Source organism: Pseudomonas sp. RL_5y_Pfl2_73 (assembly GCF_963970515.1).
Classification (GTDB): domain Bacteria; phylum Pseudomonadota; class Gammaproteobacteria; order Pseudomonadales; family Pseudomonadaceae; genus Aquipseudomonas.
In genome coordinates, this window is record NZ_CAXAPD010000100.1 from 1 (window position 1) to 1,665 (window position 1,665).

At 59.7% G+C, this 1,665-nt stretch carries 1 protein-coding gene; it reads left to right on the plus strand.

The features are described from left to right. The first annotated feature begins 75 nt into the window (after positions 1–75). A protein-coding gene (locus tag AACY42_RS28350; protein WP_339483803.1) for an IS3 family transposase occupies positions 76–1,628 on the plus strand; the annotation gives its coding sequence in 2 pieces (ribosomal slippage) (positions 76–538 and positions 538–1,628; 1,554 coding nt in all). Positions 1,629–1,665: the final 37 nt, after the last annotated feature.

Consider the following 1,665-nt stretch of genomic DNA (forward strand, 5'->3'; position numbering starts at 1 on the left):
CCCCCGGTGTCAGGATAGTTGTCGCCTCTCCGAATTTTCCTGAAAAAGCAGATCGGGGGCGGAAAGAGACTGTTCGTGCCGTACTATTCACCTGAACGCAAAGCCGCATTGCTCAAGATGTTGCTTCCCCCGCTCAACCTTTCGATGGCCGAGGTTTCCCGGCGCGAAGGGGTCAGCGAAATGTCATTGTCGAACTGGCGCAAGCAGGTCGGTTCTGAAGGAAACGCAGTGCCCGAAAACACCCCATCGGCCCAGAACTGGACAGCCGAAACCAAGTTTGCCGTCGTCCTTGAAGCCGCCAACTTGTCCGAGATTGAACTAGGCGAGTACTGCCGTCGCAAGGGCTTGTACCCCGAGCAAATCAAGGCGTGGCGCCAGGCTTTCATTAGCGGTCAAAAGACGGAAAAAGCTCAGAGCAAAGATGATCGCGAGCAGGTCCGCAAGGACAAGAAACGTATCGAGCAACTTGAGCGCGAGCTGCGCCGCAAAGACAAGGCGCTGGCTGAAACCGCCGCGTTGTTGGTGCTGCGAAAAAAGCTCAACGACTACTGGGGGATCGACAACGAGGACAACTGACCGCCTTGCCGGAGCGGCAGTTACTCGTGACCTGGGTGAATGAAGCCCAAGTGGCCGGAGCCCGGAAAATCAGGGCCTGCCAGGAGGTCGGCCTCTCACTCAGAACCTTGCAGCGTTGGACTGAAACCGGGGCTGTTCAGGCTGACGCCCGAACGACCACGGTGCGGCCTACACCCCGCAATGCGCTGAGCAAGATCGAACGCCAGGCGATCCTGACACTGTGCAACAGCTCGGAATACGCCGACCTGCCGCCGAGCCAGATCGTACCGAGACTGGCCGATCAACAGCGCTACCTGGCCTCGGAGGCCACGTTTTATCGGGTGCTGCGTGCAGCAGGCCAACAACAGCATCGAGGCCGCAGCCAGCGTCCCAGACGACACGCGGCACCGACAACTCACACGGCCAAAGGGCCGAACCAGGTGTGGTCGTGGGACATCACATATTTGCCCTCGCCGGTGCGTGGCAAGTATTACTACCTGTACCTGATCGAGGACATTTACAGCCGCAAGGCCGTGGGCTGGGAGGTTTACGAAGAGGAAAGCGGCGAGAAGGCGGCTGCGCTGCTGCAACGCAGCGTGATCGGCGAACAGTGTTGGCGCGAGCCGCTGGTGCTGCACTCGGACAACGGTGCGCCGATGAAATCGCTGACACTGTTGAGCAAGATGCAGGATCTGGGCATCACGCCGTCACGTGGCCGGCCGCGTGTGAGCAATGACAATCCGTACTCGGAATCACTGTTCAGAACGTTGAAGTACTGCCCGCAATGGCCGGTGGATGGCTTCGCCAGCCTGGACGTCGCACGCGCCTGGGTCAGGGACTTTATACGCTGGTATAACCACGAGCACCGGCATAGCCGGATCCGCTTCGTGACACCGGCCGAACGGCACCGTGGTCAGGATCATCAGATCCTGGCTCGGCGCCATGAACTGTACGAGCAAGCCCGGGAGAAACGCCCGGAACGCTGGTCTGGGCAAACACGGAACTGGGAGCCGATAGGCATGGTGCTGCTGAATCCGGATCGGGAGCAGCAGGGCGAAAAAAGAGCAGCATAGTTAGGCGGTGACGCGACAACTACCTTGAAAAACGCCG